Origin of the sequence: Pseudomonas sp. GW531-T4, from assembly GCF_017349615.1 — a bacterium.
GTDB lineage: Bacteria > Pseudomonadota > Gammaproteobacteria > Pseudomonadales > Pseudomonadaceae > Aquipseudomonas > Aquipseudomonas chlororaphis_I.
The window spans coordinates 1-26,711 of sequence record NZ_JACMZT010000063.1 but is presented as its reverse complement, the minus strand read 5'-3'; the positions used below and the strand labels follow the sequence as shown (position 1 = coordinate 26,711).

Annotated in this window: 14 protein-coding genes, 1 rRNA gene and 3 pseudogenes; 5 read left to right on the top strand and 13 right to left on the bottom strand. The window is 63.7% G+C overall.

Annotation, left to right across the window (positions count from 1 at the left end; translation table 11 throughout):
- Positions 1 to 62 precede the first annotated feature (62 nt).
- Positions 63 to 178: ribosomal RNA gene (gene rrf, locus J4D28_RS28955) — 5S ribosomal RNA — on the top strand.
- Between the two features lie 241 nt (positions 179 to 419).
- Here the strand turns inward: rrf and J4D28_RS28950 are convergent.
- The 5 genes and pseudogenes from J4D28_RS28950 to J4D28_RS28930 all read right to left on the bottom strand — a co-directional run.
- Positions 420 to 572 (bottom strand): annotated as a pseudogene (locus tag J4D28_RS28950) (PepSY domain-containing protein); the annotation flags it as partial.
- Positions 573 to 592: 20 nt separating this feature from the next.
- Complete coding sequence (locus tag J4D28_RS28945) at positions 593 to 1,768, bottom strand: PepSY domain-containing protein (protein ID WP_009046310.1); 1,176 nt, start codon at positions 1,766 to 1,768, stop codon at positions 593 to 595.
- 63 nt (positions 1,769 to 1,831) lie between these two features.
- The gene (locus J4D28_RS28940; RefSeq protein ID WP_103331851.1) at positions 1,832 to 4,336 is read right to left on the bottom strand and encodes a TonB-dependent siderophore receptor; all 2,505 of its coding nucleotides are present in this window, start codon (positions 4,334 to 4,336) and stop codon (positions 1,832 to 1,834) included.
- 103 nt (positions 4,337 to 4,439) lie between these two features.
- Positions 4,440 to 5,450, bottom strand: a complete 1,011-nt coding sequence (locus J4D28_RS28935; protein WP_103331850.1) for a FecR domain-containing protein — start codon at positions 5,448 to 5,450, stop codon at positions 4,440 to 4,442.
- 5 nt (positions 5,451 to 5,455) lie between these two features.
- Positions 5,456 to 5,956 (bottom strand): sigma-70 family RNA polymerase sigma factor, encoded by a 501-nt coding sequence (locus tag J4D28_RS28930; protein ID WP_041989195.1) that lies wholly within the window; start codon positions 5,954 to 5,956, stop codon positions 5,456 to 5,458.
- Between the two features lie 313 nt (positions 5,957 to 6,269).
- On the opposite strand from J4D28_RS28930, the pseudogene J4D28_RS30810 reads away from it, so the two are divergent.
- Together J4D28_RS30810 and J4D28_RS30805 are read left to right on the top strand one after the other, a co-directional pair.
- Positions 6,270 to 7,295, top strand: a pseudogene (locus J4D28_RS30810) (cache domain-containing protein); the annotation flags it as partial.
- 69 nt (positions 7,296 to 7,364) lie between these two features.
- The gene (locus J4D28_RS30805; protein WP_370686837.1) at positions 7,365 to 8,150 is read left to right on the top strand and encodes a methyl-accepting chemotaxis protein; all 786 of its coding nucleotides are present in this window, start codon (positions 7,365 to 7,367) and stop codon (positions 8,148 to 8,150) included.
- A gap of 155 nt (positions 8,151 to 8,305) precedes the next feature.
- Here J4D28_RS30805 and J4D28_RS28920 read toward each other — a convergent pair whose 3' ends face one another.
- From J4D28_RS28920 to J4D28_RS28895, 6 genes are all read right to left on the bottom strand, one after another.
- Positions 8,306 to 8,770: an SRPBCC family protein gene (locus tag J4D28_RS28920; RefSeq protein WP_103331849.1), complete on the bottom strand. Its 465-nt coding sequence runs from the start codon at positions 8,768 to 8,770 to the stop codon at positions 8,306 to 8,308.
- Between the two features lie 23 nt (positions 8,771 to 8,793).
- A complete protein-coding gene (locus tag J4D28_RS28915) occupies positions 8,794 to 12,225 on the bottom strand; it encodes a non-ribosomal peptide synthetase (RefSeq protein WP_103331848.1) in 3,432 nt (1,143 codons plus the stop codon).
- A gap of 15 nt (positions 12,226 to 12,240) precedes the next feature.
- Positions 12,241 to 13,170: a diiron oxygenase gene (locus J4D28_RS28910; RefSeq protein ID WP_009046317.1), complete on the bottom strand. Its 930-nt coding sequence runs from the start codon at positions 13,168 to 13,170 to the stop codon at positions 12,241 to 12,243.
- Complete coding sequence (locus J4D28_RS28905) at positions 13,167 to 13,943, bottom strand: DUF3050 domain-containing protein (protein ID WP_029527382.1); 777 nt, start codon at positions 13,941 to 13,943, stop codon at positions 13,167 to 13,169. The genes J4D28_RS28910 and J4D28_RS28905 overlap by 4 nt, the downstream gene beginning before the upstream one ends.
- A 687-nt stretch (positions 13,944 to 14,630) precedes the next feature.
- Entirely contained in the window at positions 14,631 to 15,386 is a 756-nt protein-coding gene (locus J4D28_RS28900; protein WP_041989201.1) for a thioesterase II family protein, read from the bottom strand.
- Between the two features lie 72 nt (positions 15,387 to 15,458).
- Positions 15,459 to 16,151 carry a GntR family transcriptional regulator gene (locus J4D28_RS28895; protein WP_103331847.1) on the bottom strand — a complete coding sequence of 231 codons (693 nt, stop codon included), beginning with the start codon at positions 16,149 to 16,151 and terminating at the stop codon, positions 15,459 to 15,461.
- Positions 16,152 to 16,429: 278 nt separating this feature from the next.
- On the opposite strand from J4D28_RS28895, the gene lapG reads away from it, so the two are divergent.
- Entirely contained in the window at positions 16,430 to 17,119 is a 690-nt protein-coding gene (lapG, locus tag J4D28_RS28890) for a cysteine protease LapG (protein WP_016705099.1), read from the top strand.
- Between the two features lie 14 nt (positions 17,120 to 17,133).
- The gene (lapD, locus tag J4D28_RS28885; protein WP_009046322.1) at positions 17,134 to 19,080 is read left to right on the top strand and encodes a cyclic di-GMP receptor LapD; all 1,947 of its coding nucleotides are present in this window, start codon (positions 17,134 to 17,136) and stop codon (positions 19,078 to 19,080) included.
- Between the two features lie 40 nt (positions 19,081 to 19,120).
- On the opposite strand, the gene J4D28_RS28880 is transcribed toward lapD, so the two are convergent.
- A complete protein-coding gene (locus J4D28_RS28880) occupies positions 19,121 to 19,459 on the bottom strand; it encodes a hypothetical protein (protein WP_009046323.1) in 339 nt (112 codons plus the stop codon).
- Between the two features lie 147 nt (positions 19,460 to 19,606).
- A pseudogene (locus J4D28_RS28875) lies at positions 19,607 to 26,711 on the bottom strand (LapA family giant adhesin); the annotation flags it as partial.

The window sequence follows — 26,711 nt, the reverse complement described above, 5'->3', positions numbered from 1 at the left end:
AGAAGTTCCCGATTTTGCTGGCACGTTCGGCCCTTGAGCCAACGGTCCGGCACACCGAATTTCTTGACGACCATAGAGCATTGGAACCACCTGATCCCATCCCGAACTCAGAAGTGAAACGATGCATCGCCGATGGTAGTGTGGGGTTTCCCCATGTGAGAGTAGGTCATCGTCAAGATTGAATTCCGAAACCCCTGTCTGCTGACGCAGACAGGGGTTTTGTTTTTGTACGCCTGAAAGCCTCTGGGCTTACACCTGAGTCAGGCCTCCAGGCTTCCCAGCGGGGGACCTGAATCCCCCACCGGCTCCCAACCTCCACTCCAGAACATCAGAACATCAGAACATCAGAACATCAGAACATCAGAACATCAGAACATCAGAACATCAGAACATCAGAACAGAGTGAAGCGCCTCTCACTTCACCGCTGACGCATCTTGCTGCTTCTGCGAGCCAGCCATTTACGCCACCAGATATAGATCCCGGTGACGGACAACATCGCAATCACCAATCCCAACACCGCAATCAGCACCTGCCCGGTAAAACCGATGATCCGGCCACCATGGATCGGCAGTTAGTGAAGCGCCTCTCACTTCACCGCTGACGCATCTTGCTGCTTCTGCGAGCCAGCCATTTACGCCACCAGATATAGATCCCGGTGACGGACAACACCGCAATCACCAACCCCAACACCGCAATCAGCACCTGCCCGGTAAAACCGATGATCCGGCCACCATGGATCGGCAGTTGCAGCCGATAAAAGCGTTCGCCCAAGGTGCCTTGCCCGGCGATCTCCTGCCCCAGCAGGCGCCCATCCGTGCCATGAAAGAACAGCCACGACTTACCATGGGCCTCGGTATCGTGTTGACCGAAACCGGCGCCATAGAAGTTGTATTCGAAGCTGTAATACAGCTCGCCGATCACTGCCATCAGGCCCAGCCGTTTGCCTTCTTCCTGGGCCCGTTCATAAGCCTGTTGATAGGTGAGTCGGGTGACTCCCAACTGATCGCTGGGCATACGCCCACGGGCTTCATAGATGCTCGGTTCGATCGGCGAGAGCAGGGATACCACCGGTTTGAACACCTGGCTCGGCAGATTCATCGCCACGCTGCTGATGGCGATCGGCAGCAGCAGTAACCACAGCCATAACCCGCCCGCCCGATGCAGATCCATGTTGAGACGATAGGCGTGCCCGCCCTTGATCTTCCAGGCGGTCGACCACTTCTTCCAGAACGGCCGGCCACGGGGCAGGGTGAGGAACAGCGCAATGAAGCAATCGACGACCCAGAAGATCGCCACCAGCCCCATCAACACCAGTCCCCAATTACCCGGCAGCGTCAGGTTGTAGTGGAACTCGAGAATGAAGGGGATGAGGTTCTCCCGTTGAAAACAGCAGGCACCCCAGAACCGCTTGCCGGTCTGCTCGCCACTGACCGGGTCCAGATAGAACACCTGGTTGGGTTCGTTGAACGGTTTGTCTGTGGCCGGATCGTTACGCGGTACTGCGGCGAGCAGCGCGGTATGCCCGGGCTCGTTGGGGTACTCCATGTACCAGACCTGCAAGCGTGGATGCTGCGCCTGCACCTGGTCGATCAGGGTTCCAGGCGGCAGTGCCTGACCCTCCGCAGGGGCCTCGTAGAACCCCGGGTTAAGCCACTCGTCCAGCTCGTGATTGAAGGCCAGCAGGCTGCCGGTCAGCCCCGCCAGCAGCAGAAACACCGCGGTGGCCAGGCCGATATAACGATGCAGTAGAACCAGAATTGCGCGCATGGAATTTTCCCATAGAGACGACAAAGCCAGCGCGTGCGCTGGCTTCGGGGGAACGACAAATAATTAGAACTGGTAGCTGACCGTGGCGGCGACGTTCCGCTCCTCGCCCATGTAGCAGAAGCTCAGGCTGGCACAGGAAGCGATGTAGGATTCGTTGGTCAGGTTGTTGGCATTGAGCCGGACATCCACGCCCTTCAGGCCGACCTTGCCCAGGTCGTAGCCGATGGAGGCATCGAACAACGTGTAGGACGGCACCTTCATGGTGTTCTCCGCATCCGCCCAGCTGTAGCCCACATACCGCACACCGCCACCCAGACGCAGGCCGTCGAGCGACCCGCTGTCGAACTTGTAGTCAGCCCACAGCGAAGCCATGTGCCGCGGCGCCTGGGTCGGCGAGTTGCCCTTGTTCTCGATGATGTCGGTGGCGGTGCTCAGGGTGCTGATCATCGACTTCGAGTACTCGATATCGGTGAAGGTGTAGCTGCCGAGCAGCTTGAGGTTGTCGTTCAACTGCGTGTGCGCTTCCAGTTCCAGGCCCTGGGAGCGCACGGCGCCGACCGCGCGATAGAAGTTTTCCTGGGGCAGCTTGGTGGCCAGGTTTTCCTGGTCGATGCGGAACAGGGACGCGGTGTACAGGTCATCCGTGCCCGGTGGCTGGTACTTCAGGCCTAGTTCCCATTGGGTGCCATCGGTAGGCGCCAGCGGGTTGCCGGCGCTGTCTGCGTAGGAGTTGGGGTTGAAGGACTCGGAGTAGCTGATGTAAGGCGCCAGCCCGTTATCGAACAGGTACAGCGCCCCGGCGCGGCCCGTCAGCTTGGTGCGCTTGTCATTGATCTCGGTGCCCACCGGGCGCGAGGCTTCGGCCAGGCGGTTCTCGTCCGAAGTCTCCACCCAGTCCTGGCGCAGGCCCAGGGAGAAGCGCCACTGGTCCATCTCGATCAGGTCTTGCAGGTAGACGCCGGTCTGCTCGAGGCGACGCAGATAGCTGAGCGGGTCGTAGTAAGTGATGGCCGAGTTGCCATAGACCGGATCGAACGCATTGATCGGCGCCACCGAGCCGCTGGTCCAGTCCACCACCGTCTTGCGCCGTTGGTAATCCGCGCCCATCAGCACCGTGTGCTTGGTCGCGCCAGTGAGAAATTCGGCCTGCAGCATATTGTCGACGATGAACGCATGCAGCTTCTCGTCGCCACCGGTGTAGTAGCGGTTCAGCTCGTTGCTGGTCGGGGTGGTCCAGCCGTAGCCGTAGACCTGGTCCAGCTTCACCTTGGAGTCGAGGTAGCGGAAGTTCTGCCGCGCGGTGAAGACATCGTTGAAGCGATGTTCGAACTGATAACCGAATGACTGCTGATCGCGCTCATAACGATCGATGCCCGGTTCGCCTTCGAAGAAATTCTCGGAAATCCGCTGGCCGTTGCGCTGGTGCAGCGCGCCGTCGGCCGGCATGCCGCTGTGGTAGCCGCCATCCGGATCGTGTTGCAGGTACGCCTGCAGGGTCAGCGAGGTGTCATCGGTGAAGTCGATGCTCAGGGTCGGTGCCAGGGCGTAGCGTTTTTCCTTGTTGTGGTCGAACTGGGTGTCGGAGCGGTCCGCCAGCCCGGTCAGGCGATAGGCGATGCGCTTGTCGTCGTCCACCGGGCCGCTGAAGTCGAAGCCCATGCCGCGCTGGCCCTGGGTGCCGACCGTGGCCTGGATCTGATGGTAGGGCTCGAACAGCGGTTTCTTGCTGGTCAGCGCCACCAGGCCGCCGGGGGAACTGCGGCCATACAGCACCGATGAAGGTCCTTTGAGGATGTCCACCCGCTCCAGGAAGTACGGGTCGACCTGCATGGTGCTGTAGGTGCCGCTGTCGCCCATGGACTTGAGGCCGTCGAGGTAGATGTTGTCCACCGAGCCGTCGTTGAAGCCGCGCATGGCCACGTAGTCGTACCTGTGGGTCGCGCCGTAGGGGTTGGTCAGCACGCCGGGGGTGTAACGCATGGTCTGGGAAACGGTTTGCGAGCCCTGGTCGTCCATTTGCTCGCGGGTCACCACCGACACGCTTTGCGAGGTTTCCAGCAGCGCGGTACTGGTCTTGGTGGCGATCTGGCTGTGGGTGGCGTTGTAGCCTTCCATGCTGCCCAAGGCATTGCCCAGGGCGAAACCCTTGATGTCGGTGGTCGGCAGCGCCAGTGCGCCGGTCTCGGGCAAGGCCCGCAGCACATAGCGGCTGCCGTCCTGGCTCAGCGCTTCCAGGCCGGAGCCGTTGAGCAACTGGCCCAGGGCCTGGTCGGTGGAGTACTCGCCCTTCAGGCCGGCGGACTGACGGCCCTGGAGCTGCGCCGGGGTCATCGACAGGGTGATGCCGGCCTCGCGGGCGAAGCGGTTGAGTACGTCGCTCAGGGCGCCGCCAGGAATGTTGTAGCTGTGGCTGAGGCTGGCCGCGCCCGTCTCGGCCGCCTGGGCCGCCTGGGCCAGGCAAGGCAAGGCGGCGACGCCCAGCGCCGAGGAAAGCAGGGCCACGCGTACGGCATGGCGCAGGCCGAGGGCGGGCCATGCAGAAGAGAAGTGGTGCAAGTGCACAATCATGGAAGGGTTCCGTTGAGTCGCTGAAGGCAGATGGAAGTGCTTACTGTCTAAGCCGGACTCACGGGAAAAAGCCGCCAAAAAAATTTCAACGAATTGCAGCGCCTCAGGCCAGGCGCTCCAGGGTGACCCACCAACGGGTGCGATAACGCAGGCGCACGGGCAGGGTTTGCGGGAGGATCGCCAGCAGTTTGTCGGTGTCCTCCAGGCGGAACACGCCGGACAGGCGCAGGTCGCCAATCTCGTCGGCACAGCCCAGGTAACCGTGGCGATAACGCCCGACCTCGTGGATGAAGTCCGCCAGCCGCATGTTGCGGGTGACGATCAGGCCATCGGCCCAGGCGCCCACGTCCATATCCAGCGGCGGCACCGGCAGTGCCTGGGAGCCACTGACCCGATAGCTTTGCCCGGCCTGTACCCGGGCCGAGGCGCCATCGGCGGTGTGTGGCGAGTGAATGGCGACGCTGCCGGCGGTGACGCTCAGGCGCGTGCAGCCGCCTTCCATGCGCACCACGAAACTGGCGTCGAACCCTTCGAACAGGCCATGGCGAGTCCGTACCAGCAGCGGCCTGGAAGGGCTCGCCTGCGGGTCTGGCCCGCAGGTCAGCATGATTTCCCCGCGGCTGAGTCGGATCAGGCGCTGCTGGGCATTGAAGTCCATGTCGGCGGCGCTGTCGGTGTTGAGTTCCAGGCGCGAGCCGTCCGGCAACTGGAAGCCGCGGCGTTCGCCAGTGGCGGTGGCGAAGTCGGCGCTCCATTGCTGCCAGGCCAGTTGCTCCTTGCCCAGCCACGCGGCGCAGCCCACCAGCATGACGCCGCCGAGCAGCTTCAGGGCCTGGCGTCGGCCGAGGCGCTGGGCGCTGTTTTCCAGGGTATCGAAGGCCACCTGGGCTCCGGGTACGGCCCGCAGGTTGCTGTGCAGTTCCTGTTGCAGCGATTGCACCCGTTGCCAGGCCAGCTCATGTTCGTGATGGGCTGCGCGCCAGGTATCGCATTGCTGCAGCAGCCGGGGATTACCGGCGTTGTTGCGCAGGCGCAGCATCCAGTTGATGGCCTGCTTGACCACCAGGTGCCTGGGGTCCACGGGCCGGCGCAGATTGATCGAAGGGTTATCCACAGCCCTCACGCCTCATAGCGCAGCAGGTAGCAGTGGAACAGCGCGTCGGCCACGTAACGCTCCACCGAACGCAGGGACAGCCCCATCTGTTCGGCGATCTGCTTGTGGGTCAGGCCTTCGCACTGGGCCAGCAGGAACGCCTTGCGCACCTTCGGCTTGAGGCCTTCGAGCATGCGCGCAATGCTTTCCAGCAGCTCCAGTACCAGGACACGGGCTTCCTCGCTGGGGGCTTCGGCTTCTGGCAGATGGGCGATGGTTTCCAGGTAGGCGCGTTCGATTTCCTCGCGGCGCCAGTGGTCGATCACCAGGCCGCGGGCGATGGTCCGCAGAAAGGCGCGCGGGGCCTTGAGTTCGAGGCGTTCGGTGCGCTGCAACAGGCGCACGAAGGTGTCCTGCGCCAGGTCGGCCGCATCGGCGGCATTGCCCAGCCGGCTGCGCAACCATGTGTTGAGCCAGCCATGGTGATGGCTGTAAAGCGCCTGTACCGCGAACTCAGGTGATGACATGGATGCGACTGCCCGGGTGTCACAAATGATAATTAGTCGCATTGTCATCAAGGGTTTCGGATTTTGCAACAGCCGCAGGGCGCCCGGCTATGGAAAAGTCTGATGCGACCGCTCTAGCCTGCCGTTCAGCGGGTTTTTTGCAGATAACACGTACATTTCTGACAAATCGCTAAGATTTATCCGGCTCGTGCCGACAGACAGTGAGACCCATGCGTGCACCAAAGTAGAGCGGTCGTAGAACGCCGCCTGCGCTGTTACATGGAAAGTTGCATCCCGTACGCATCCCCACTTTCGGCATAAGAAGTCCCATGACATGAATCTCAAGTTCAGCCATAAAATCCTTTTGGCCGCCTCCGGTGTAGTGGTTCTGGCATTCGCGTTGTTCACTTTGTACAACGACTATCTGCAGCGAAACACCATTCGCCAGAACCTCGAATCGTCGATCCAGCAGGCGGGTGACCTCACTTCCAGCAGCGTCCAGAACTGGATGAGCGGACGCATCCTGGTGCTCGAGAACCTCTCGCAGAACGTCGCCCACCAGGGCGCCAACGCTGACTTCCCGGGGCTGGTGGACCAGCCGGCGTTCACCACGAACTTCCAGTTCACCTACGTGGGCCAGGCCAACGGTGTGTTCACCCAGCGGCCTGACGCGAAGATGCCCGACGGCTACGACCCGCGTCAGCGTCCCTGGTACAAGCAGGCCGTGGCGGCCGACAAGACCATGCTGACCCCGCCCTACATGGCGGCCGTTGGCGGTCTGGTGGTGACCATCGCCATGCCGGTGAAAAAGGACGGCCAGCTGCTGGGCGTGGTGGGGGGCGACCTGAGCCTGGAAACCCTGGTGAAGATCATCAACTCGGTGGACTTCGGCGGCCTGGGCCATGCCTTCCTGGTCAGCGCGGACGGGCAGGTGATCGTCAGCCCGGACAAAGACCAGGTGATGAAGAACCTCAAGGATATCTACCCGGGCGACAACGTACACATCCAGAAGGGCACCCAGGAGGTGCAGCTCAAAGGCCAGGAACGCATCCTGTCGTTCACCCCGGTGACCGGTCTGCCGAATGCCGAGTGGTATATCGGCCTGTCCATCGACCGTGACAAGGCTTTCGCCCCGCTGAGCAAGTTCCGCACCTCGGCGCTGCTGGCGATGTTCATCGCCGTGGCCGCGATTGCCGTGCTGCTCAGCCTGCTGATCCAGGTGCTGATGCGTCCGCTGACCACCATGGGCCGTGCGATGCAGGACATCGCCCAGGGCGAGGGCGACCTGACCCGTCGCCTGGTGGTGGAGAGCAAGGATGAATTCGGCGTACTGGGCGGCTCGTTCAACCAGTTCGTGGAACGTATTCACGCGTCGATTTCCGAAGTGTCCTCGGCCACCCGCCAGGTGCACGACCTGTCCCAGCGCGTGATGGCGTCGTCCAACGCCTCGATCATCGGCTCCGACGAACAAAGCGCGCGCACCAACAGCGTGGCCGCGGCGATCAACCAGCTGGGCGCCGCCACCCAGGAAATCGCCCGCAACGCCGCCGATGCCTCGCAGCACGCCAGCGGCGCCAGCGAGCAGGCCGACGATGGCCGCCAGGTGGTGGAGCAAACCATCCTGGCCATGACCGAGCTGTCGCAGAAGATCAGCCTGTCCTGCACCCAGATCGAAACCCTGAACGCCAGCACCGACAACATCGGCCACATCCTCGATGTGATCAAAGGCATCTCCCAGCAGACCAACCTGCTGGCGCTCAACGCGGCCATCGAAGCGGCGCGCGCCGGTGAGGCCGGTCGCGGTTTCGCGGTGGTGGCCGACGAGGTCCGCAACCTGGCCCATCGCACCCAGGAATCGGCCGAGGAGATCCACAAGATGATCACCTCGCTGCAGATCGGCTCCCGCGAAGCGGTATCGACCATGAACGCCAGCCAGGCGTCCAGCGAAGAGAGCGTTGAAGTGGCCAACCAGGCCGGTGCGCGGCTGGTCAGCGTGACCCAGCGCATCACCGAGATCGACGGCATGAACCAGTCGGTGGCCGCCGCCACCGAAGAGCAGACCGCCGTGGTGGAAACCCTCAACGTCGACATCAGCCAGATCAACCTGCTGAACCAGCAGGGCGTGGCCAACCTCAACGAAACCCTGAAGGATTGCGACGCCCTGTCGCTGCAGGCCAACCGCCTGAAGCAACTGGTGGACAGCTTCAAGATCTGATCGGCGAGCGACATAAAAAACGCGATGCGGTCTACCTGACCGCATCGCGTTTGGTTTTTTCGCGAGCAAGCTCGCTCCTACAGAAAGCCACGATCCCTCTGTAGGAGCGAGCTTGCTCGCGATAGCGACCGCCCCCGCGCAGGCGTTTCAGCGCCTTACTTGAACATCCTCCGCACATTCCCCATTGCCTCATCGGCAAACCCCTGCAGGAACTTCTGGAAGGCCGCGACCTCGGCACCGCCTTCGGCCGGGTCGGCGACGATGCGCCAGGTGGCGCGCGCCCGTTCGCCGGGCAGGGCCTCGACGCTCATGGCCGCCCACAGGTTGCCGATGCCCAGGGTGTCGTAGATCAGGCTCCAGGTCATGTACAGCGCCTGGTCGTCCCGTGAGTTGAGTTGTTCGATGACGATGTTGCCGTCGTGGAAGAACTTCTTGCGCACCGAGCGCACGCCCTCGCCGGTCATCTCGATGTGCGACAGCGCGGGAATGAAGGCCGGGAAGCCGGCGAAGTTGCCGACGATGGCCCAGACGCTTCGGGCATCGGCGCCGATGTCCACGGAGGACAGAACCTCACAGGCATTCGGGTTCTTGATCAGGGTGTCGGGTTGCAGGTTTTTCATGCTGTTCTCCAGCGTGGGTGGGTTCAGATAAAGCGGATGTCTTTCAGGTACTGGCAGCCCTTGCGCAGCAGCGCCGGGTCCTTGGCCGGGTAGTCGGCGCCCATGCGCCGCACCCCGGCCTCGGCGTTGGCGTGGCCGATCAGCGAGATGTCGCCGATGTCTTCCTCGAAGCCATTGAGGTAGAAGCCGAGGACGCCGAACAGCGCGTTGTCGCGGTCGACCCGGCCCAGCTGGCGCTGCCAGTCGGCGACGCTGACCATGCGGAACTCGCGCCCGGCCTCGCGGAACGAGGCGACATAGGCCTCCCAGCTCAAAGGCTGCGGGTTGTGCAGGTTGAACACCGCGTGGGCCGGCTGATAACGGCTGGCGTGGAAGGCGATGAAGCGGGCGAGGAAGTCCACCGGCATCAGGTCGAAGTTCATCGCCAGCTGCGGCACCTGGCCCAGTTGCAGCGAGCCCTTGAGCATCAGCATCAGGCGGTTCCGGTGGGGCTGGCAGACCCCGGTCTGGCTGTTGAAACTGATGTTGCCCGGGCGATAGAGATTGACCCACACCCCCTGTTCGCGAGCCCGTTGCAGGATCCGCTCGCCGACCCACTTGGACAGGTTGTAGCCGTTGCGGATGTAGATCGGCGGGGTGGCCGCGGGCGGCTGTTCCAGCACCCGGCCCTGGGCGTCGACGCTGCTGGAGGCGGACAGGGTCGAGACGAAGTTGAAGACCTTCTTGCTGCGCCCTTCGCACAGGCGCAGGCACTCGAACAACGGCTCGACGTTGTCGCGTGCCAGCGCCGGGTAATCCAGCACGTGATTGACGTTGGCGGCGTTGTGCACCAGCGCGCCGTACTCACGGTCGATGCGTTCGTACACCTCTGCCGTCAGCCCCAGCCGTGGCTGGCTGATGTCGGCGGCATGCACCCGCACCCGGCTCAGGTCCAGACGCTCCAGGCGGTTGTCGCGCAGGGCCTGGGCGAAACGTTCGGCGGCCGATTGCGTAGGCGTTTCCCGCACCAGGCACGCCACCTCGCTGGCGCCCCATTCCAGCAGCGCCTCGACTATGTGCACGCCGAGAAAGCTGTTGGCGCCGGTGACCAGCACCTTGTGCACGTCGCCCAGCTGGCTGATGGGCAGCACTTGCAGGTCGAGTTCGGCATGGGCATCGGCGAACACCTGGTCGAGGGCCGCGTCCGGGCCGTCGTCGGCGGCGCCGTCGATCAGGGTCGCCAGGTTGCTCAGGGTCGGCGCCTCGATAAAGCGGTTGATCGACAGGCCGCGGCCGAACTGTTCGCGAATCGCCAGCAGCAGGCGCGACAGCAGGATCGAGTGGCCGCCGAGGTTGAAGAAGCTGTCGTCGGTGCCGATGTCCTCGGCCGGCAGTTCCAGCAGCTCGGCCCACAGCTGCAGCAGGCGCTGTTCGTTGGCGTTTTGCGGCAGGCGTCGCTGGCGGTTGCGGCCCGGGGTACGCAGCAGGGCCAGCAGGGCGCGGCGGTCGACCTTGCCGTTGGCGGTGTAGGGCATGCTCGGCAGTTCGATGTAGGCGCTGGGCCGCATGTAGTCCGGCAAGCGCTGGCGTACCTGTTCGCGCAGGGTTTGCAGCGCGTCGTCGGCATTTGGCTGGGCCAGGTAGGCGAGGATCCGCCGCTGCTCGTCGATCACCACCGCCACCTGGCGAAACAGCTGGCCGTCGCGCAGGCAGTGTTCGATCTCTTCCGGCTCGACCCGAAACCCGCGGATCTTCACCTGATTGTCCCGCCGCCCGCAGATCTCGATGCCGTTGTCGGTCCACTGGCCGATGTCCCCGGTGCGATAGACCCGCAGTCGGCGCCCGTCCGGCAGGTCCAGGGCCAGGTAGCGTTCGGCGCTCAGCGCCGGGTTGTTCAGGTAGCCGAGGCCGACCCCCGGCCCGGCCAGGTACAGCTCGCCGGGGGTGCGCTCGGGCACTGGTTGCAGCTGTTCGTCGAGGATCAGCACCTGGCTGTTGGCGATGGGCAGGCCGAGGTTGCGCGGGTTGTCGCCGACCCGCAGGCGGCGGGTGGTGGCCAGCACCGTGGTTTCCGTCGGGCCGTAGATGTTGTGCAGCGCGCACTGGCCGGCCAGGCGCTGGATGACGAAGGGTTCGCAGACGTCGCCGCCGGTCACCAGATGCTCCAGGCCCAGCGGCTGCTCCAGGGGCAGGATGCTCAGCAGCGCGGGCGGCAGGAAGGCATGGCTGACCCGCTGGCGCTGGAGCAGGGCCAGCAGTTGCTGTGGGTCGCGCCGCTGGTCCTGATCGGGGACCACCAACAGCGCGCCACAGAGGAAGGTGGGCAGGATATCCAGCAGCGAGGCGTCGAAGTTGATGGTGGAGAACTGCAGCACCCGACTGTTTTGCTCCAGCTCGACATGGCCGATGTACCAGGCGCAGAAGTGGCTGAGATTGCCCTGGCTGAGCAACACGCCCTTGGGCTGGCCGGTGGTGCCCGAGGTGTAGATCGCCACGCAGGGCGCCTCTGGCGGTGGTGCCTGGCGTAGCAGCGGGAGAGCGTCCTCGGCATCGTCATGCAGCAGGGTGCGTACATCGAGTTGCGCCAGGTCGAGGTCGCCCAGGTCTTCGCAGCCGTCGTGCAGCAGCAGGACCGCACCGGCATTATCGAGAATGTAGCGCCGCCGTTGCGCCGGGTGCTCCGGGTCCAGCGGCAGGTACACCGCGCCACAGCCGAGGGTGGCGAGAATGGCGGCATACAGCACCGCCGACTTGGGTAGGCACAGGCCGATCACCGGCGGTTGGCCGGGGTTGGCGGGCAGGTGTCGGAGCATCTGCCGCTGCAGGTTACGGCTCAGGCGATGCAGGGCCTGGTAGCTGTAGTCGATGCCCTGGATGTTCAAGGCCGGGCGCTGGGCGAAGGCCAGCAGGCTCTGGTCGATGCGCTGGGCGATCGGCACCTGCATCTCCCGCAGCAAGGCCGGTGCCGGCTGCTGGTTGTGCCGGTGCTCGAAGGCCAGCGAGTCCAGGCGCTCCAGGCCCAGCAGCGGTTCGCTGGGCTCATCCAGGGTAGCGAGCTGGTGGAAAAACGCCGCGCCGCGGGAAAAGCCGCTGACCAGCCGCGCGGTGCTGGCCACCAGCCTGGCAATAGCACCGCTGCGCAGGGCCTGGCCATTGCCGCTGGCTTCCGGCGGCAGGGTCGCCTGCTCGATCAGCCGGGAGTCGTGGCGGTGGAACAGGCGCACCTGTGGCAGCCCGCAAGCCGCTTGGGCGATCAGGGCGATGCGCAGTTCCAGGCGCGCGGTGTCCGCCGCGAGGATGGGTGAAGCACCCAGGCTGCCGTCGTCGATCAGCAGATGGGGCCGCAGCCCCTTGGCGTTGGCGATCGCTTGCGGCGAGTCCAATCGCCGCAGCAGATGGCCGTGGCGCTCCAGCTCCATGGCCAGTTCGTTCAGGGCCTGACTGCGGCCCGTCAATACAATGTCGAGGCGTCTCATGCTCGGGTCCCTCCGTTAGGGCAGGTAGTCGGCCAGTGCGTCCTGGACGCAGGCCGAATCCAGCATCGAACTGCTGCGGAAGAAGCGCAGGATGTTGGCGATCAGGGGGTGATGGCGGTTGATCGGGTAGGCCAGGGCGGCTGCCTCCTCGCGCAGCGCCTGCTTGATCGGGGCGGCGACGGGCAGTTGCTCGATCAGCCGCACGTCGAAGTCCTTCTGGATGTCATTGGTCAGGTACTGGGCGATGAACACCGGCAACACCCGGGCGATCTCCGCGCGGTCGGCGTCGCTGGCGCCGTGCCAATAGATGCGCACCAGGCGCGACCAGAACCCCGAGTGCCGGCCTTCGTCTAGCAGGTGGTCGGCCATCAGGCCCTTGATCGACGGCTTGACCGTGTCGTCCTTGGCGAAGGCGGCGACATCGTTGGTCACGGTGTTCTCGGCGATGGCCACGCAGATCAGTTCCACCGCGTCGCGCAGGTGTTCGGGCGCCCGCTGCAGGGCCGCGGGGATGGCCCGGCTGAGTTCGATTTCCCGGGGCAGCTCGATGGGCTCGATGCCGCTCATGGCGATGGTCTGCTGCATGAAGTCCATCGCCACCAGTGCGTGGTAGTCCTCGTCCACCACCACGGTCATGGCGTCGTAGCGACAGGCGAAGGGAAAGGCGATGGCGAAGCGATTCTTGGCGATATTGCGGGCGGTCTTGTCCACCAGCTCAGTCTCGAAGATCACCACGTCGTTGATGAACTTGTAGAGGCTTTGCACCAGCACGAAATCCCGCAGGTGGGCGCAGTGCTCGAGGAAGCCCTGGCTGTGCACCAGCGGCTGGCGGCTCAGGGGGTAGATCAGCTTGTCGTCGTCCTCGAGCATGCGCCGCGGGCGGGTGCGGATGGTCGCGCGCTCTTCCCAGGTGTCGGCGAAGGACTGGTAGTCGAGGGCGTTCATGCGCTCACCCCGATCGGCGATTCGGCCATGCTCAGGCGCAGCCCGTCCCACAGGGCGATGCGGCTGTCCACCGCGGCGATGGCCGCGGCGTACACCTCCTGCTGGCGTTGCGGGTCGCCAGCCACCAGCCGCTCTAGCAGCTGTTCCGCGGCCGGGCCGTGGTCGTCGGAATCGACCTCGATATGGCGTTGCAGGTAGTAGCGAAAGGTCGGCGCCTGCTCGATACCGATGCCCCAGTCGTCGAGGATGCGCTGGAACATCTGCGGGATAACGCTTTCCCGGCCATGGAGAAAGGCCGCCGCCACGCAATGGGCCGGCGCCTGCAGGGCGGTGTGCACGGTCTGGCGGACAAAGGCGCTGGCGGCCGGATCGGCGTCGACGCTTTGCAGGGCGGTGTCGAAACTCACGCCTTCCTGTTGCAGCGCGACGAAGCGTTCCACCACCCGGGTGGCGGCACCGACCTCGCGCATGGCATCCAGGTACAGCTCGAAATGGCTGTAATGGCCTTGCCCGGGGCGATCGTCGGACTCTTCGCCGAGCACGATCTCGTTGATCAGCCGCGCGGCGCGGGGGTCCTGCGGTGGTAGCCAGGGCAGACGTACGCAGGTCAGTTCCTGTTGCAGGCGCTTGGTCAGCGACATGAAGTCCCATACGGCAAAAACATGGGTCTGCATAAAGCGTTGAAGAACGGCAAGTGTGTTGATTTCGGTAAAAATGGGATGGGCGCCGAGTGTGGCTTTCCTGGCGTCGAGAAGTTCTTTGCTGGCGTTCATTTAGGCTACCTGTCTGAGATGTTCAAGTGTGTTTTGTTGGCCGATTAGTTGCGGCTCGTATAGGTGTTTTAACCAGTGCTTATTTGTTGCGGGCGAGCAGGGGCCTCAAACCTGAGTTGATAATCTGGAAAGTTTTATAGTGCTGGCCGGCCTATCCGTTAAAGAGCCGCTGTCTTGGCTTTATAGGTTTTCAAGAGCCAATAAAACCAAGGCTTGCCAGGTGTTCATAACCGAGTGGGTCGACGTTTTTTAAACCTCGACGGAGAAAAAGCTAATACAGGGGAAAGTATCGAGCAAGTTGTTTTTATAATACTTTTCTAACGTGTATTTTTATCGCGCGACAAGTTGCTGCAAAACTTCTTGTTCAAGTTTTGTTGAGATGAAGTTGCCCCTTCCGGCTTATATAAGTCAGAATTTTTAACGCTGAGTGAATGCCTCACTCGAAGCAAACTTCGAAGCGCTGAATTGAAGTCGTTGAATATCTGGGAGAAGGCATGCGGGAGCCGATCCCGGTCATGCCCTCCAGTCGCTGGGCTCCTTGCGTGGGTCTGCAGATCGACGTGTGCGGACAAGCCTGCGTGCCGCTCACGTCCCTTTTTCAGTCGGCGACAGCAAGAGTGGGCCCAAATCGACGGCTGAGCCATCGTCGGCGGGCCAGTGAGGGCAGGAGCGGAGGAAGACGGCGGATTATTCGCCGAGCAGGCCCAGGTGGATGTTGATGATCTGCAGCAGACGCTGGCGCTGGGACTTGATGAAGAAGTGATTGCCGGCCACCTCGATCAGCTCGAATTCACGGTGGGTGAACTCTCGCCAGTTGGCCATGTTGCTGGCGGGAGCCAGCGGATCCTCGCTGCCATAGAAGGCGGTGAGGGGAATGTCGAGGTTGCCGCTCGACAGATCGCGCCAGGATTCGAACAGCTTCAGGTCGGCGCGCAGCAGCGTCTCGTACTGGTTCCGGCTGGCCTGGTCGCGGGGCATTTCGATCGGCGCGGCGCCCAGCGACAGCATGGCTTCCTGGAAGGGCGCCGTGGGCAGCATGTGCAGCAACGGCCGGGGCGATGGGTAGTCGGGGCTGCGGCAGGCGGAAATGAACAGGTGGCGGGTCTGGCCGGGATAGTGCGCCTGGGCATGCTTGGCGGTTTCGTAGGCCAGCATCCCGCCCAGGCCATGGCCAAACAGGGCGTGGGGCTTGGCCAGCAGTGGGCGCAGGGCGGAGAAGGTATCGGCCAGCAGCCGCGGCCAGTCGTCGAGCGGGGTTTCGGCCTGGCGGCTGCCGTGGCCGGGCAGCCGTACCAGCACCAGTTCGATGTGCCCGGCCAGCCCCGTGGACCAGTTGCGCAGCTGTTCCGGGTCCGCGCCGGTCTGCGGAAAGCAGATCAGCCGGGTTTTCGCCGGCTCGCCGGAGTTGAGCACTATCAGCCATTTGTCATTGCGCGCGTGCACTGCTTTTCCTTAAGCCGGTGTGCCGGTCATTGAGTGTTGCAGGGGGGCCGCGTCATGCCGCCGTTACCGCTGTCAGCTTTCGGCGGACCGTTCGAGGTAGTCGCGAATGGTCTTCGCGGCCTTTTCCAGATGGCCCCGCAGTACCTCCACCGCCCGCTCGATGTCCTTGGCCTCGGCGGCGTCGGTCATGGCGTTGTGGTCGTCCTGGGTCAGCTTGCCCAGGCCCATGGAGGATAGATGGAAGCGCAGGAAGCGTTCTTCCTCGTTCAATTCGAGCTCGATCAGGCGCAGCAGCTTCTGGTTCGGCGCCCGGTGGTACAGCGACATGTGGAACAGGCGATTGAGCCGGCCGATTTCGGCGTGGTCGGTTTCGCTTTCCAGCTGCGCGATGTAGCTGCGGGCCTGGGCGATGTCCTCGGCGTCGAGCTGCGGGATCGACAGGCGCAGCGCCTCCAGTTCCAGCAGCAGGCGCAGGCCGTAGGTTTCCACCGCGTCATAGCCGATCAGTTCGGCGACCACCGCGCCTTTGTGCGGCACCACGTGCAACAGCGATTGCGCTTCGAGCTGGCGCAAGGCCTCGCGCACCGGCATGCGGCTGACGCCGAAGAGGTCGGCCAGGTCCTGCTGGCGCAGCGCCGTGCCGCTGGGCAGGCGGCCGTCGAGAATCGCCGCGCGCAGGGTTTCCTCGATCACCGAGCGCGCGAGGTGGGCGGGGATCGGCCCGCTGACTGCGATCTTGCTCAAGGGTCTCGGTTTTTCTGTCACGTTAACGCTATCCTGTTTTCTATGGGATTTGGATCCAATGGACGCTAGATAGCGCCCTGCAGCTTGTCAAACCAGCCGCCTGAGCCCTGTCATGAATGTTGCCGGCGCTGATTCTCGGGGCAGCCCTCCTGCCGCTCAAGCACTGGCCGATAAACGAACAGGTGCCTGCTTTCAGCTTAGCGTCTCCAGAGGGGCTGTGATTGTAAGGTGCCATTGTCTTTTGGCGGACCAACCTGCACCATCCTTCGACCCACGACAGCTCCCATGGACTCTTCGCATTGGCGGCACGTTTAGCTCTTTCTCGGACCCTGCGCTGGCTGTTTTCGGCGCTGCTGCTGGCCGGCCTGTTGCTGGGCGGCCTGCAGGCCGATTGGGATTTTTCCCAGATCAGCCGCCGCGCCACGGCGCTGTACGGGCCGCTGGGCGAAGGGCAGAAGCGCATCGACGCCTGGCAGCAGCTGCTGGCGACCCAGAACCAGGCCAGCGAGATGGAACAGCTCAAGGTGGTCAACCTGTTCTTCAACAAGAACATGCGCTACGTGGAAGACATCGACCTGTGGCATCAGGTGGATTATTGGGAAACCCCGGTCGAGGCCCTGTGGAAGGGCGCCGGCGATTGCGAGGACTATGCGATCGCCAAGTATTTCAGCCTGCGTCACCTCGGCGTTTCCAGTGACAAGCTGCGCATCACCTACGTCAAGGCCTTGCGCCAGAATCGCGCGCACATGGTGTTGACCTACTATTCAACCCCGGAAGCCATGCCGTTGGTCCTCGACAGCCTGATCGACGCCATCCAGCCGGCCAGCCAGCGTACCGACCTGCTGCCGGTGTACTCCTTCAATGCCGAGGGCCTGTGGCTGCCCGGCAAGGGCAGCAAGAAAGTCGGTGACACCAAGCGCCTGTCCCGGTGGCAGGACGTGTTGAAGAAAATGCAGGCCGAAGGTTTTCCGGTCGAGACGACTCACTAGGAGCACGAGCTCAGATGTCTTTGTTCAAACAACTGTTGATCGCAATCTGTCTGTTCCTGGTGGTCGCCTTCAGCGGCAGCTTCATGGTCAGCCTGGAAAGTTCGCGCACCCAGTACGTCAACCAGCTGCGCTCCCATGCCCAGGACGCGGCCACGGCGCTGGCCTTGTCCCTGACCCCGAACATCGACGACCCGGCGATGGTCGAGCTGCTGGTCAGCTCGATTTTCGACAGCGGCTATTACTCGAGCATCCGCGTGGTCAACCAGGTCACCGAAGAGGTCATGGTCGAGCGCAGCGGCACACCCGAGGTCAGCAACGTGCCGGACTGGTTCGTCAAGCTGATCGGCCTGGAGCCGGCCGGCGGCGACGCCCTGGTCAGCCGTGGCTGGCAACAGGCGGCGCGGGTCGAGGTGGTCAGCCACCCGATGTTCGCCGTCGCCAAGCTCTGGCAAAGCGCCCTGGGCAGCCTCGGCTGGCTGCTGCTGTGCGGGGCCGTGAGCGCGGTGCTGGGGGCCTTGCTGCTGCGGCGCCAACTCAAGCCGCTGGACTACATGGTGCAGCAATCCCACGCCATTGCCCGCCGCGAGTTCCTCAGCCTGCCCGAGCTGCCGCGTACGCCGGAACTGCGCCGCGTGGTGCAGGCGATGAACCAGATGGTCGAGAAGCTCAAGGCGCTGTTCCAGGAGCAGGCCGAGCGCAGCGAAAAGCTGCGGGTCGAGTCCTACCAGGACAACCTGACCGGCCTGGCCAACCGTCGTTATTTCGAGATGCAGCTCAACGCCCGGGTGAGCAACCCGGAGCAGGCCAGTTCCGGCTACCTGCTGTTGCTGCGGGTCAAGGACCTGGCCGGCCTGAACCAGCGCCTGGGCGGGCAGCGCACCGACCAGCTGTTGCAGGCGGTGGGCGAACAATTGCAGCGTGAGTGCGCGCGGTACCCGGAAACCCACAACCTGGTGACCCGCATCCGCGGCGGCGAATTTGCCGTGCTGGCGCCGGGGCTGGTGCGCGAAGAGGCCCTGCAACTGGCGCAGAACCTGGAGAATGCCTTGGCCAGCCTGCACGCTACTGGCGCCACCGATGTGGCGTCCGTGGCCTCCATCGGCCTGGCGCCCTTCGTTCATGGCGACTCGCCGCAGGCGGTGCTGAGCCTGGGCGACCAGGCCCTGGCCCAGGCCGAAGCCCAGGGCGATACGAGCTGGGCCTGCCTGGAGCATGGCGCGGCGGCCAGCGTCGGCGACGACCATCACGCCTGGCACACCCTGCTGGACGGGGCCTTGAGCCAGCAGCGGTTCGAGCTGTACTTCCAACCGGTGGTCGCGACCCGCGATACCGCGCTGGTGCTGCACTACAAGGTGCTGTCGCGCTTGCTCGACGAGCAGGGCCAGACCATCGCCGCCGGGCGCTTCCTGCCGTGGCTGGAGCGCTTTGGCTGGACCTCGCGCCTGGACCTGCTGATGCTCGAACAGGTACTCAAGCAAATGACCGCGCATCAGGACTCGCTGGCGCTGAACCTGTCGGCCGCGACCCTGGCCGATCCGCAGGCCTTGAACAAGGTGTTCGAGATCCTGCGCCAGCACTCCAGCCTGGGGCCGCGCCTGACCCTGGAGATCGGCGAAGAGCAGTTGCCTGAACAGGCGCTGCTGGAACAGCTGACCCGGCGCCTGCGCGAGCTGGGCTTCTCCCTGAGCCTGCAGCGTTTCGGCGGGCGCTTCAGCATGATCGGCAACCTGGCGCGCCTGGGCCTGGCCTACCTGAAGATCGACGGCAGCTACATCCGCGACATCGACCGGGAAAGCGACAAGCGGCTGTTTATCGAAGCCATCCAGCGCGCCGCCCACAGCATCGACCTGCCGCTGATTGCCGAGCGCGTGGAAACCGAAGGGGAATTGCAGGTGATTCGCGAGATGGGCCTGTACGGTGTCCAGGGCCGCCTGTTCGGCGAGCCCGCGCCCTGGCGCTGAGGCGCTGCACGAAGAGCGCCGGCCAGCCGCCGGCGACGGATCAGATCAGGCCGGTTTCGTCGTCGTTGATCAGATGGCTCAGGCCGCCCAGCGCTTCACGCGCCTGGGTCCGGTCCATCAGCTTGGCCTGGGCCGCCGGTGGCAGGTCGGTAACGCGGATCACACCCTTGCTGGTCAGCACCTGAATCAAGTCGTCGAGTACCCGGATCATTTCCAGGTCGCTCTGCTTGAGTTGTTTCAGGCTGACTTCCACCACCTCGTTGGCGAACCACTGCTGGATCTCACTGTGGTCGGCCGGCAGTGTTTCCGTGGCCTCGGCGTAAGGCGTGGCCTCCACGCGAACCAGCTGGCCCTGTGCATCGCGTTGCACGTAGAACATGGGGAATCCCTCTAGATATGGTCCGGCATCATGCTGTCAGCAGCATAGGCCAACGGCGCGCTTTGGTCGCGAGTATGCGACGTGGCGGCAAAATCGTCACGGTGGGAAGAACCGGCCACCCAGGGCGGGTGGCCGGTCGACCGTGGATCAGCTGTTGTTGTGATCGATCTTGATGGTCGGGTCGCTACCGGCGATCAGCGAGTTGATGTTGGTGTTGGACCAGTTGTTGCCCTCCAGCTTGATCGTCACGTCCGCGTTGGCGATGCCGCCCGCCGCGTTGAGCTTGCCTTCGGAACTGACCTGCAGGGTCGAGGTACCGTCCACCGTGGTGATCTTCAGGAAGTTATCGATGGTGCTGGCGCTCTCGCCCTGCAACAGGTCCCGCAGGTCGATACGGTCGCCTTCGCTGGCCTTGAAGTCCTTGATCACATCGTTGCCGGTATCGCCAGCCTTCCAGACGAAGGTGTCGGCACCCGAGCCGCCGATCAGGATGTCATTGCCCGCGCCACCGATCAGCGTGTCGTTGCCGGTACCGCCCAGCAGGATGTCGTTGCCCTTGCCGCCGTCGAGCAGGTCGTTGCCGCCCTGGCCGAAGATGATGTCGTTGCCGGCGCCGCCCAGCAGCGTGTCATTGCCGTCATGGGCACCGGAGACATCGAACTCGGTGTAGTGCTCGGTGATGTACTGGTGCACGTTGCTGGTGGTGACGCTGCTCGCGGCCACGCCGGTCTTCTGTGCCACGAAGGCCTGCATGGCCTGGTAGCCCTCGCCGGCGATGCCATTGAAGCTCACCAGGTCGCCGAACAGGATGTCGTTGCCGTTGCCGCCATTGACCGTGTCGGCGCCCGGCATGGTCGCTTCGGTATGACCGAGAATCGCGTTGGCCAGGTTCGACGGGTCGATGTTGGTCTGCGGGGTGCTGTCGGTGTCGTACGGCTTCAGGTCGTTGAGACTGACGTCGTTGTTCAGGCCGATCGCTTCCACCTGCGACAGGTTGCTCAGCAGGGCGAAGCCGCTGTTGGAGTTGTTGATGGTGGCGCTGTCGGTGTAGGAACCCGGTCCGGTCTGGTAGGACAGCTCGTAGGTGCCGTCGCCCTGGGCGTGCAGGGTGCCCAGGTTGGAGGCAGACCAACTATTCCACCAGCTGTTATAGGTTTGCAGCGTGACGGCGCCATCACTGTTGATTTGCAGTACATGGGTGCTGTCCAGTTGCTTGGAGAAAGTGTCCCCCAGTTTGTAGTTGGACGTGGTGACGACGTCGTCGAGCTTCGCCCCTCCCCAGTACAGCGTCGGGTTGGTCTGCTCGCCGGCCTGGTAGAACGTCGGTTTGCCGTCGGTAATGAAGTACGTCAGGTTGGTGGCGTTGGTATTGCTGGTGGCCGCGCTGCTCTGGAAGAAGTTGGCCGTGGTCTTGAACACGTCCTCGTAGTTGGTGCCGCCGCCGGACGCCATGGAGTCCAGGACCGACTTGAGCAGGGTCAGGGCGTTCGGATCGTTGAGGTTCACCGAGATCTGCTTGTTGACCTGGGTATCGAAGTCCGCCAGGAAGATGTTCACGGTGCCCGAGGTGCTGCTGCCCAGGCTGTTCTTCAGGGTGTTGAACACCGTAGTCAGCGAGTTCTTGGCGGCGGTGAGCGAGGCATCGCTCATGCTGCCCGAGCTGTCGACCATGAACGCGATGTTGTAGTTCTTGCCCTGCACCACGTTCAGGCCGGCGACGTCGGCGACCATGATGTCGTTGCCCTCGGTGCCGACGAAGTTGTCATCGCCCGCCGTGGCGACGCTGGCGCTGTAGGTCGCCGGGTACACCGTGACCGGGATCTGCGCCGTGCTGCTGGCCGAACCGCCCAGGGACTCGGTGGAGGTCGAGGTTACGGTCAGGTTGAACGAGCCGTTGTAGTGCGACGGCGGGGTGATCGTCAGCGTACCCAGGTTCCAGCCGGTGACATTGACCTCGCCGACGCTGGCGCTGGCGGTGAAGGTATGGCCGGCGCCATCGCTGAGCACCGAACCTGCCGGAATACCGCCGATCTTCACGCTCAGGCTTTCCGAGCCGTCGGTATCGGTCAGGGCGGTGGTGATCTTCGACAGCTTGACGCTGCCACCCTCGGCACCTTCGTTGAGCTTGTAGCCGTCGTAGTAGCCCTCGCCGTTGCTGCCGTGCAGCTCGGAAAGGGTGACGCCGGCATTGTTCAGCGCGGTTTCGCTCGGGTAGATCGGGATGTTGGCGTTGCTCAGGTCGACCGGCGTGCTGCCATTGACCGAGAGGTTGACGTCATAGCTGCCCGGACCGCTCTGGTTGGCGTGGTAGATGTCCAGGGTGTAGTAGCCGCTGGTGGTCGGGGTGAACGAACCGCTGATGCTGCCGCCGGCCCCCCAGGTCGCGGTGGCCACGTTCTTGCCGCCGATGGTGATCAGCAGGCTGTCGTCGCCGACCCCGCTGAAACTGTAGGTCTTGCCGGCTTCCAGGTAGATCAGGCCGGAGGTTTTCGAGCCGCTGCCGCCGGTCACGCTGGCGTCGGACTGGGCGTTGGTCACCACCGAACTGCTGGTCGGGTTGCCGGACCTGTCGAAGACCGCTTTGAGCGTGTCGCCGGTGATGCCGTTGCCGTTGGTGCCCAGGCCGTTGAGGCTGGTCCAGGACTCCTTGAGCAGGCCGATGGAGTTCACGCTGTTGCTCGCCACGCCCAGGGTCGGCGCATCGGCCACCGGGGTGATGTCGATCTTCACGGTGCCGGTGTTGCCCAGGGCCTGGCCGTCGGTTGGCTGGAACTTGATCTGCGCGTAGTCGGCCTGCTGGTTGCCCACGCCGCTGCCGTTGTAGCCGTCGACACCCGATTCGTTGGCATCCGGGGTGAAGCGCAGCTTGCCGGCGTCGATATCGGCCTTGCTGAAGGTCTGGTTGGTGGCCACGTCCTTCCAGGTCGAGCCGTCGAGGTACTGCAGCTTGCCGTCGCCCGGCAGCTGGGTGATTTTCACCCCGAGGCTGGCCGCGGGGCTGTCGACGTCGCTGACGCCGAAGGTGGCCCAGGTCAGGGTCAGGGCGGTGTCTTCGGTGCCGGTTACGGCGCCGCCGGTGGCCACTGGCGCGTCGTTCACCGCCACCACGTTGACCGTGGTGGTAGCCGTGTTGGAGTAATTGCTGCCATCGGTCACCGTCACGGTGATGGTCCGCGGCGTGGTGCTCGGGTCCTCACTGCTGTTGGTGAAGGTGATGTTCTTGATCTGCTGCATGTAGTCAGCCAGCGTCGCATTGCCGGACAGGGTCAGGGTGATGGTGCCCGCCTGGCTGTTGGCATTGATGGTGATGCCGTTGACGCTGTTGCCCAGGTTCAGCTCATCGCCCGGCTGACGGTTGGTCAGCACGATGGTGGCGCCGGTCAGCAGGGTGCTGTCCGGGTCGGTGATGCTCAGGTCGGTGTCGGCGATCGACACGCCTGCGCCCGGGGTGTTTTCGGTGAAGGTCACCTTGTAGTCGGCCCCGGTGGCGCCGCTGGAGTTGTTGGCATCCAGGTCGAGGACCGGTGGCGCATCGTTGTCGATGATCGAGGTGGTGACGCTGCCGTTGGTGCCGCTGACCACCAGGTTCTCGAAGTTGCCACCGGTGGCCGAGTCGATCTTGACCACGAAGTTTTCCGTGCCCTCGGTGATCTTGTCGTCGATGGTGGCGACGTTGAAGCTGGCGCTGCTGGCGCCGGCCGGGATCTTCACGGTGTATACGCCGGTGAAGTCCGAGCCGTCGGCGGCGGTGCCGCTGTAGCTGATCTTCAGGGTGACCTCGGTTTGCGCCGGGCTGGTCAGGCTGACGGTGTAGGTCGCGACCTGGCCTTCGGTGATCGAGGTGCTGCCGTTGATGCTCGCAGTGGTCGTATTGATGGTGTCGGTGACGCTGGTCACGGCCGGCGTGGTGCTTGGCACCAGGTTCTCGAAATTGCCGCCGGTGGTGCTGGCGATACTGGCGCTGACGTTGCCGGCGTCGATGTACACATCGTCGCTCGGAGCAGCCACGGTTACGGTGCCAGTGGTAGCGCCGGCGGCGATGTTGATTACCGCGCCGTTGCTCAGGGTTACGGTGACTGGCGTACCCGCGGCATTGGTCAGGGTCGCGGTGTAAACGATCGAGCCGCCCTCGGCCACGGTGTTGGTGGCGCTGAGGGTCAGGTTGGTGGTGTCCGGCGTATCGGTCACCGAGGTGTCGGCCGGCTTGCTGTCGATTGCCAGCTTCTCGTAGTTGCCGCCGGTGGCGTCCTTGATGGTGGTGCTCAGAGAGCTGCCACCGGCCAAGGCATCGTTAGGGGCTACGAAGTTCACAGTGCCGCTGCTGGCGCCGACCGGGATGGTGATGGTCTGGCCATTGGACAGAGTGACGACGACCGGCGAACCGGTGACCGGCGCAGTGACCGACGCGGTGTAAACCACGGTACCGCCTTCAGCCACGGACGGTGTCGCGGTCAGGCTGACGGTCGAAGTGTCGATGGTGTCGGTGACGTTGGTCACGGCCGGTGCGGTGCTTGGCACCAGGTTCTCGAAGTTGCCGCCGGTGGCGGTCTGGATGGTCGCTTGCACGGTGCCGGCGTCTTTGTAGACGTCATCGGCTGGAGCAGCCACGGTTACGGTGCCAGTGGTAGCGCCGGCGGCGATGTTGATTACCGCGCCGTTGCTCAGGGTCACGGTCACCGGAGTGCCCGCGGCGTTGGTCAGGGTCGCGGTGTAAACGATCGAGCCGCCTTCGGCGACGGTGTCGGTCGCAGTCAGGCTGAGGGTCGTGGTATCCGGAGTATCGGTGACCGAGGTATCAGCTGGCTTGCTGTCGATTGCCAGCTTCTCGTAGTTGCCGCCGGTGGCGCCCTTGATGGCGGTGCTCAGAGAGCTGCCGCCCGCCAAGGCATCGTTAGGCGCTACGAAATTCACGGTACCGCTGCTGGCGCCGACTGGGATGGTGATGGTCTGGCCATTCGACAGGGTGACCACGACTGGCGAGCCAGTCACTGGCGCAGTCACGGACGCGGTGTAAACGACAACGCCCCCTTCAGCAACACTAGGCGTCGCGGTCAGGCTGACGGTCGAGGTATCGATAGTGTCGGTGACGTCAGTAACGGCTGGGGTGGTGCTCGGTACCAGGTTCTCGAAGTTGCCGCCGGTAGCGTCCTTGATGGTCGCTTCGACCTTGCCGGCATCCTTGTACACATCATCGGCAGGCGCCGCGACAGTCACGGAACCGGTAGTGGCGCCGGCGGCGATGGTGATCACTGCGCCATTGCTCAGGGTTACGGTCACCGGAGTGCCGGCGGCATTGGTCAGGGTGGCGGTGTAAACAATCGAGCCGCCTTCGGCGACGGTGTCAGTCGCTGTCAGGCTGAGGGTAGTGGTATCCGGAGTATCGGTAACCGATGTGTCGGCAGGCTTGCTGTCGACATCGAGTTTTTCGTAGTTACCGCCAGTCGCGCCGGTGATGGTGGTGCTCAAGGAGCTGCCGCCCGCCAGTGCATCGTTCGGAGCCGTGAAATTCACGGTGCCGGAAGACTCACCCACAGGAATGGTGATGGTCTGGCCGTTGGACAAGGTGACCACGACTGGCGAGCCGGTCACTGGAGCTGTCACGGACGCGGTGTAGACCACAGTGCCACCTTCAGCCACGGACGGCGTTGCCGTCAGCGAAACGGTGCTGGTGTCGATGGTGTCGGTCACATTGGTGACCGCAGGCGTAGTGCCCGGCACCAGGTTCTCGAAGTTGCCGCCGGTAGCTGTCTTGATTGTGGCTTCTACGGTACCGGCATCTTTGTAGACGTCGTCCGCAGGAGCGGCCACGGTCACGGAGCCCGTGGTGGCGCCGGCTGCGATGGTAATCACTGCACCGTTGGAGAGCGTTACGGTCACCGGAGTGCCAGCGGCGTTGGTCAGTGTCGCGGTGTAAACAATAGAACCACCTTCAGCGACAGTGTCAGTCGCGCTGAGGGTCAGGTTGGTGGTGTCTGGTGTATCGGTAACCGAGGTGTCAGCAGGCTTGCTGTCGACGTCGAGCTTCTCGTAGTTGCCGCCAGTCGCGCCGGTGATGGTGGTGCTCAGGGAGCTACCGCCGGCCAGGGCATCGTTCGGCGCAGTGAAATTCACGGTACCGGACGATTCGCCAACCGGGATGGTGATGGTTTGGCCGTTGGACAAAGTGACCACTACCGGCGAACCAGTGACTGGAGCAGTCACGGACGCGGTGTAAACAACGACACCGCCTTCAGCCACGGACGGCGTTGCCGTCAGCGAAACGGTGCTGCTGTCGATGGTGTCAGTAACATCGGTGACCGCTGGGGTGGTGCTTGGTACCAGATTTTCAAAGTTGCCACCGGTGGCGTCCTTGATGGTCGCCTCGACCTTGCCGGCATCCTTGTATACATCGTCAGCAGGAGCGGCGACGGTGACAGAGCCAGTGGTCGCGCCAGCAGCGATGGTAATCACTGCACCGTTCGACAGAGTCACGGTTACAGGCGTGTCGGCCGCATTGGTCAGGGTGGCGGTGTAAACGATCGAACCGCCTTCAGCCACGGTGTCAGTCGCGCTGAGGGTCAGATTGGTGGTGTCCGGAGTATCGGTCACCGAGGTCTCGGCAGGCTTGCCGTCGACGTCCAGCTTCTCGTAGTTACCGCCGGTTGCACCGGTAATGGTGGTGCTCAGGGAGCTACCGCCTGCCAGGGCATCGTTTGGCGCAGTGAAGTTCACGGTACCGGAAGACTCGCCCACCGGGATGGTGATGGTTTGTCCGTTGGACAGGGTTACGACTACTGGCGAGCCAGTCACTGGCGCAGTCACGGAGGCGGTGTAAACGACAACGCCACCTTCAGCCACGGACGGCGTTGCAGTCAGGCTGACGGTCGAGGTGTCGATGGTGTCGGTCACGTCGGTGACAGCCGGCGTGGTGTTCGGCACCAGGTTTTCAAAGTTACCGCCTACGGCGTCCTTGATGCTGACTTCAACCTTGCCAGCGTCTTTGTAGACGTCATCGGCAGGGGCGGCCACGGTCACGGAGCCTGTGGTTGCGCCCGCGGCGATGATAATCACCGCGCCATTCGACAATGTCACGGTTACCGGAGTGCCGGCCGCGTTGGTGAGGGTCGCGGTGTAGACGATCGAACCACCTTCAGCCACGGTGTCTGTCGCGCTGAGCGTCAGGTTCGTGGTGTCTGGCGTATCAGTAACCGAGGTCTCGGCAGGTTTGCTGTCGACATCGAGTTTTTCGTAGTTGCCGCCCGTTGCGCCGGTA

Bases quoted from the DNA above. Each gene is read 5' to 3' on its own strand.
- J4D28_RS28945 (WP_009046310.1), bottom strand. From the start codon at position 1,768: ATGCGCGCAATTCTGGTTCTACTGCATCGTTATATCGGCCTGGCCACC.
- J4D28_RS28940 (WP_103331851.1), bottom strand. From the start codon at position 4,336: ATGATTGTGCACTTGCACCACTTCTCTTCTGCATGGCCCGCCCTCGGC.
- J4D28_RS28930 (WP_041989195.1), bottom strand. From the start codon at position 5,956: ATGTCATCACCTGAGTTCGCGGTACAGGCGCTTTACAGCCATCACCAT.
- J4D28_RS30805 (WP_370686837.1), top strand. From the start codon at position 7,365: ATGGCGTCGTCCAACGCCTCGATCATCGGCTCCGACGAACAAAGCGCG.
- J4D28_RS28920 (WP_103331849.1), bottom strand. From the start codon at position 8,770: ATGAAAAACCTGCAACCCGACACCCTGATCAAGAACCCGAATGCCTGT.
- J4D28_RS28915 (WP_103331848.1), bottom strand. From the start codon at position 12,225: ATGAGACGCCTCGACATTGTATTGACGGGCCGCAGTCAGGCCCTGAAC.
- J4D28_RS28910 (WP_009046317.1), bottom strand. From the start codon at position 13,170: ATGAACGCCCTCGACTACCAGTCCTTCGCCGACACCTGGGAAGAGCGC.
- J4D28_RS28905 (WP_029527382.1), bottom strand. From the start codon at position 13,943: ATGAACGCCAGCAAAGAACTTCTCGACGCCAGGAAAGCCACACTCGGC.
- lapD (WP_009046322.1), top strand. From the start codon at position 17,134: ATGTCTTTGTTCAAACAACTGTTGATCGCAATCTGTCTGTTCCTGGTG.
- J4D28_RS28880 (WP_009046323.1), bottom strand. From the start codon at position 19,459: ATGTTCTACGTGCAACGCGATGCACAGGGCCAGCTGGTTCGCGTGGAG.